This is a genomic window from Mycetocola sp. BIGb0189, assembly GCF_024810155.1.
Lineage (GTDB): Bacteria > Actinomycetota > Actinomycetes > Actinomycetales > Microbacteriaceae > Mycetocola > Mycetocola lacteus.
Map to the genome: position 1 here is coordinate 136027 of NZ_JANUED010000010.1, position 6489 is coordinate 142515.

Below are 6489 nucleotides of genomic sequence, written 5' to 3' on the forward strand. Positions count from 1 at the left end.
GGGTGTTCAAATGAAGTTGTTCCAGTGTAGCGATCCCCTGTTGGCGCGCGCCGAAAGGCCGCGGGATGGTGTGGTGGTGTGTCTTACTTCACCGCGCCGGCGGTCAGTCCGCCGACGATGTACTTCTGCAGGAAGAGGAACAGTGCCATCACCGGGAGGGCCGCGAGCACGGCACCGGCGGCGAATACGCTCCAGTTCGAGGAGAACTCCTGCGAGACAAACTGGTACAGACCCACGGCGAGGGTCTGCTTCTCCGGGCTCACCAGCACAACGCTGGCGATCACGAAGTCGTTGGTGGTGGCGATGAAGGCCAGCAAACCCACAACCGCGAGGATCGGGGCGACCAGGCGCAGGATGATGGTGAAGAAGATGCGGGCGTGGCTCGCACCGTCCAGCTTGGCCGCCTCGTCGATCGCCGCCGGAACGGTGTTAAAGAAGCCGTACATCAGGTAGGTGTTCACACCCAGCGCGCCGCCGAGGTACACCATGATCAGCGCAACCTGGTTGTCCAGGCCCAGGGCCGGGAAGATGTCACCGATCCCGGTGAGCAGCAGGAAGATCGCGACCACGGCGAGGAGCTGCGGGAAGATCTGCACCACCAGCAGGGTCAGCAGGCCCACGCGGCGGCCGGCAAAGCGCATCCGGCTGAAGCAGTAGGCGGCCAGGGCTCCGAGGAACACGGTGCCGGCGGCGGTGATCAGGCCGATAAACAGCGTGTTTCCAAACCAGGCGGCATAGGGCTGCTGGGGCGAGTTGAACAGCTTGGTGTAGCTGTCGAATCCGATGGTCGAAAACAGACCGTTGGAGCTCAGCAGGGTTCCGCCGGGGTTGAGCGACGCGGACAGCACATACAGCAGCGGGAAGACCGAGAACACGATCATGATCCAGCCGACCAGGTGACGCCAGCCGGTGGCCAGGAACCAGCGCCGCGCCTTGAAACCGCGGCGGTCCCGGGCCCGGGTGGAGGGAGTGGACGGGGTGAGGGTGGGTGCGCTCATTAGTTCAGCTCCTCCAGGGCCTTGGTTTGACGGAAGCTCACGATCGCGATGATCGCGACCACGATAAAGATCAGGATCGAGAAGGCGCTGGCCAGACCGTAGTCACGGTCGGCTCCAACAAACGCGACCTTGTAGACCATCGAGATCAGGATGTCGGTGCCACCCACGTTGATCGACGCGGACGCATCGCGCGGGCCTCCCCCGGTGAGCATGTACACCAGGTTGAAGTTGTTGAAGTTGAAGGCAAACGAGGAGATCAGCAGCGGGGCCACCGACACCAGCAGCAGCGGAAGCTTGATCTTCTTGAAGATCTGGAACGGGTTGGCGCCGTCCATCTTGGCGGCTTCCTGCACGTCATCGGGGATGGATTGCAGCGCGCCCATACACACCAGGAACATGTAGGGGAAGCCCAGCCAGAGGTTCACAAACAGGATGCTGATCTTACCCAGGAGCGCATCCGTGAGCCACGGAATATGCGCCCCGCCAAAGAGTTCCAGGTTGATAAATCCGAAGTCGCGGTTCAGCAGTCCCGCCCACACCAGCGCGCCCAGGAACGAGGGGAACGCGTAGGGCAGGATGATCAGCACGCGGTAGAACGCGCGCCCCTTCATCCGCATGTCGTTGAAGACGATGGCGAGGAACAGGCCGAGTGCGAACGTGGTAAGCACCGAGAGCAGGGCGAAGACGAAGGTCCAGATGGTCACGCCGATCAGCGGGCCCCGGATGCCGTCATCGGTGATGGCCTTGACGTAGTTGTCAAAGCCCACCCCGATCGACCAGCCGGGCTTGAGCTGCTTGCCCGCCGGATCGGCGAAGGCACCCACCCCGGTGTCCGAGTAGACGGTACCGGTCTTGGTGTCGGTCATCGTGTCGGCGTGCGCGTCATAGCGCAGGCTGGAGAGGTAGAGGAAGGCGCTTGATCCGTCCGGGGTGCGCAGGGCACCGTCGTTGGGATCGCTGGACACCGGAACCTGAAGGTCCACGATGGCCTTCTGGTTGTCCACGATGTCGGTAAAGTTCAGGGCCTCCTTGCCGGGCAGGCCGGTGGCCTTGTCGCCGGTCATGGTGGCGTTGGTCACCCGCTCGAGCGGGTGCTCGGCGGTACCGTAGGACACCTCACCCTTCGGGTCGGTGACCAGGAAACCGAAGTCTCCCCCGTCGCGCACCACGGTCAGCGCGTAGGTGGCCGAGTCCGGCACCCGCTCCTGCGCCGACTGCATCAGCGCGGTGACCGCGTCCTCCTTGGTCGAGTTGTGGCCCGAACCGTAGTTGGTGAAGGAGATGTAGCCGGTGTAGCCGATCACAAATACCTGGAACACCAGGAGGAAGATCAAGCCGGGGGTGAGGTACTTCATCGCCAGCGTGCGCTTGGAGAAGTAGATGTAGTTGATGGCGATCAGCGCCGCTGCCACGATCGCAAACACGATCCAGTTGTGCTGGGTGGCCAGCATGAACAGCGCAAAGATGCCGAGGGCATCCACCAGGCCGAGAAGGACGATCTTTACCAGAATCGCCCCGAGCGATCCCCCGGCCATGTTGGCCAGCCGCGCGGCACCGCGCGAGCGGCGCGCTCGGGTCTGGGGTGAGGGGGTACGTGAACTCATTGTTTTCCTGTTTCTCGGCCCGGTGGACTGCCGGACTAACCCTTGATTGCGGCGGCGATATCCGCGGTCATCTTGGTCCACAGCGTGGACGGGTCGCCCTCGCCGGAGATGATGGCGGCCTGGGTCACACCCCAGAACTGCCAGACCTTACCCATGGCGGGCACCGAGGGCATCGGGACACCGTTGCGGCCCACGTCACCAAACGCCTTGACGATCGGGTTCGAGGAGGCGGCGTCGAAGGAGGCCTTCAGCGCCGGGGCACGTCCGCCCTTTTCAAACAGCGCGGTCTGCACCTTTTCGGTGGCCAGGTAGTTGGTCAGGAACTCGTTGGCTGCCAGCGGGTTGGCGGTCTTGGAGGAGATGAAGAAGCCCTGCACACCCACGAACGGCTGCGCGGGAGCGCCACCGGCGGAGGGGATGGGGTCCACGGCCAGCTTGATGCCGGCCTTCTCGGCGTCCGGCACGTTCCACGGTCCGGTGATCATGAACGGCGACTGGCCGGAGTTGAACTTCTCCTTGGCGATGTCGGCGGTGATCGAAATGTTGAGGTTGCCCTCCTTGCCCTGCTCGGCAAGCCAGTTCGCGAAGCGGGTGCCACCCTCGTTGCCGATGGTCAGGTCGTCGGCGTTGTAGGAGCCGTCGGCGTTACGCCCGAAGACCGGGTTGTCGAACGAGCTCTGGAACGGGTACAGGTGGTACGGGTCTGCCTGCGGGCCGAGCTGCACGAGGAACGGGTTGGCGCTTCCGGCGGCCTTGCCCATCGCAACCATCTCGTCGTAGGTGGTCGGTGCGGTGGGGGCCAGGGCGGTGTTGCGCAGCAGCGCGATGTTCTCGATCGAGTAGGGAACCGCGTAGGTCTTGCCCTGATAGGTGACCGCGTCGGTGGCGATCTTCTCGAAGCCGGCGGCCTTGTCGCCGAGCTCCACGGGCTGGATGACGCCGTTCTGAACGAAGTTACCGATCCAGTCGTGGGCACCGATGGTGATGTCGGGGCCCTTGCCGCTGGGAACCTGGGCGATGAACTGGTCGAGGATCGAACCGAAGTCCTTCTGCACGAGCTTCACGTGCACACCCGAGCTCTTCTCGAATTCGGCGGCGGCCTCCTTGAGGACCGGAGCACGGTCGGCGTCCACCCACACGGTCAGCGTGTTCTTGGACGAACCGGCGTCGGAGGATTCGGTGGATGCCGAGCAGCCGCTCAGCCCGAGGGCCAGGGCGGTCAGGGCGGCCCCGGTAAGGAGGACGCGCTTCTTAGTCACCTTCATTGGTGTACCTTTCGTTCGTTGCGTGGAGCTACCGCGCTTCACCGCAAATAGTGCAAGCGTTTACATGTATATCCCAGATCCTGTCGCCACGCAAAGCCCATGATTCCTGGCGATATGTAAAGTACGCGACACACCTTTCGCTAGTTTCAGCAAGCGTTTCCATATTTTGTCGAAGTGCCCTAGAGTAACGGCATGACTCAGCCCACCGCCTTCTCTGCCGCAGGCGACACCACCGCTCCCGAGTGGTGGCGCAGCGCCGTTATTTACCAGATCTACCCGCGCTCCTTCGCCGATGCGAACGGCGACGGCGTCGGCGACCTCGCCGGTATCGCCTCCCGCATGGACGCTCTGGAGAACCTCGGCGTCGACGCCGTCTGGCTCTCCCCGTTCATGCGCAGCCCGCAGAAGGATGCCGGCTATGACGTGACCGACTACATGTCCGTGGACCCGCTGTTTGGCACCATCGACGACTTCGACGCGATGCTTGCCAGCGCCCACCAGCGCGGCATCAAGGTCATCGTGGACCTCGTCCCCAACCACTCCTCGGACACCCACGAGTGGTTCATCGAGGCCCTGGCCGCGGCCCCCGGCTCCCCCGAGCGCGCCCGCTACCTCTTCCGCGACGGCAAGGGCGAAAACGGCGAGCTGCCCCCGAACAACTGGGAATCCGTGTTCGGCGGCCCCGCCTGGACCCGCACCACCAACCCCGACGGCACCCCCGGCGAGTGGTTCCTGCACCTGTTTGACTCGACCCAGCCCGACTTCGACTGGACCAACCCCGAGGTGCGCGAGATGTTCCGCGGCGTGCTGCGGTTCTGGCTGGACCGCGGCGTCGACGGCTTCCGCGTGGACGTGGCCCACGGCATGATCAAGGCCGAGGGCCTGCCCGACTACACCCCGAACCCCGGCGGTGGATCGATGGGTGGCGACGACTTCGAGGTTCCCTACTGGGGCCAGGAGGGCGTGCACGAGATCTACCGTGACTGGCACAAGGTGCTCGCCGAGTACGAGGGCGACCGTGTACTGGCCGCCGAGGCGTGGATCAACCCGCTGAGCAAGATGGCCAAGTGGGTGCGCCCGGACGAAATGCACCAGGCGTTCAACTTCCCCTACCTGGAGACCGCCTGGGATGCCCAGGCCCTGCGCCCCGTGATCGACGAGTCGCTGGAAGCCTTCGGCGCCGTGGGTGCCCCGGCGACCTGGGTGCTCTCGAACCACGACGTGGTGCGTCACGCCTCGCGTCTGGCGCTGACCGCCGAGAACCCGCAGGGGCACGGCATCGGCCCCAAGAGCCCCGGCCAGCCGATGCGCGAGGTCGGCCTGCAGCGCGCCCGCGCCGCGAGCGCGTTCATGCTCGCGCTGCCCGGTGGTGCCTACATGTATCAGGGTGAGGAGCTCGGCCTGCCCGAGGTCATCAACCTGCCCGATGAGGCCCGTCAGGACCCCACCTGGTTCCGCACCAACGGTGAGCGTTACGGCCGTGACGGCTGCCGCGTCCCGCTGCCCTGGGAGCCCGGCACCACCGCCTACGGCTTCAACACCACCGGCGAGGCCTGGCTGCCCCAGCCCGACGACTGGGACGACTACTCCCGCGCCGCCCAGCAGGGTGTAGCAGGCTCGACCCTGACCATGTACACCACCGCCCTGGAACTGCGTAAGCGTCTGGATCTGGGTCTGGGCTCGGTCACCTGGGTCGAGGACCTGCCCGACACCGTGATCGGTTTCCGCAACGGAGACGTCATCGTGCTCGGCAACACCGCCACCACCGACTGGGAAATCCCGGCCGAGCTGGCTGAACTGCCCGTGCTGCTGGCCAGCACCACCATCACCGGAAACATCCTGCCCGGCGATGCCACCATCTGGCTGCAGGCGTAACACCCGCGCACACAGCGGCGGCCCCGGATCGATGATCCGGGGCCGCCGTTTTGTTGCCACACACTGAAATCCAATGGCCGGCAGCTCTTGCGCGGGTCACGGGAGTCTGTGACGCTTACTTCACATCAGAGGGGTGAGCAGAGTGAAAACAGGTATCAAGGTGGCGACCACGGTGGCGGCAATCGCGCTGTATTCTGCCGCGCTCGCGGCGGCTTTTTCCATCTGGGGGCCCGACAATCAATCGCCGGCCCTGACGTTCATCGTGGCCGCCATCGTCGGCTCCAGCGCCGCGGTGGGATTTGGGATTAAGAGGCTTCGTGAACGCAGGCTTGGCACCGGAGCTGCGGAAGGCAGAGAACGAGACAGCTCGCTCAAGGCTCAGGCGTCCGCCTTTCTCGATGTGATCATTATCGCCGCAGCGCTGGTGGCGATTCTCACGATATTTCCGCAGTGGATCTCGGGGACGACGGCCCTCGTGATCCTCGTAGTTTTTGCCCTGGCAGATTTCTGGATTCGCTACGCGATTCAAGCAAACAGCGCTGAATAATCTCCGTTCGAGACGGGATCAAAAAGGTGTTCTCCGGGCCGGAAGACCGCCGGAGGCCCGGAAGACCTCACCCGAGCCATACACACAGCGGCGGGGGCGGGGGGGGGGTTGGGGGGGCGCCGCGCGGGGTGTTGGGGGGGGGGGGGGGGCCGGCCCCCCCCCGGGGGTGGAAGGGGCGGGCGGGGGGCGGGGCGGCGTGC

5 protein-coding genes are annotated in these 6489 nt (G+C 64.9%); 2 read left to right on the plus strand and 3 right to left on the minus strand.

From position 1 onward, the window contains the following. Nucleotides 1-83 precede the first annotated feature (83 nt). From M2390_RS15250 to M2390_RS15260, 3 genes are read right to left on the minus strand one after another with little or no spacing between them, the layout of a single operon-like run. On the minus strand, nt 84-998 hold the full coding sequence (locus tag M2390_RS15250; RefSeq protein ID WP_121687466.1) for a sugar ABC transporter permease: 915 nt from the start codon (nt 996-998) through the stop codon (nt 84-86). Then, nucleotides 998-2602, minus strand: a complete 1605-nt coding sequence (locus tag M2390_RS15255; RefSeq protein ID WP_121687467.1) for an ABC transporter permease subunit — start codon at nt 2600-2602, stop codon at nt 998-1000. Before M2390_RS15255 ends, M2390_RS15250 begins: the two co-directional genes overlap by 1 nt. A gap of 35 nt (nt 2603-2637) precedes the next feature. Then, nucleotides 2638-3867, minus strand: a complete 1230-nt coding sequence (locus tag M2390_RS15260; RefSeq protein ID WP_259179996.1) for a maltose ABC transporter substrate-binding protein — start codon at nt 3865-3867, stop codon at nt 2638-2640. A 192-nt stretch (nt 3868-4059) separates the two neighbouring features. On the opposite strand from M2390_RS15260, the gene M2390_RS15265 reads away from it, so the two are divergent. Beyond that, nucleotides 4060-5742 carry a glycoside hydrolase family 13 protein gene (locus tag M2390_RS15265; protein WP_259179997.1) on the plus strand — a complete coding sequence of 561 codons (1683 nt, stop codon included), beginning with the start codon at nt 4060-4062 and terminating at the stop codon, nt 5740-5742. 142 nt (nt 5743-5884) lie between these two features. Then, a complete protein-coding gene (locus tag M2390_RS15270) occupies nt 5885-6289 on the plus strand; it encodes a hypothetical protein (protein WP_259179999.1) in 405 nt (134 codons plus the stop codon). Nucleotides 6290-6489 lie beyond the last annotated feature (200 nt).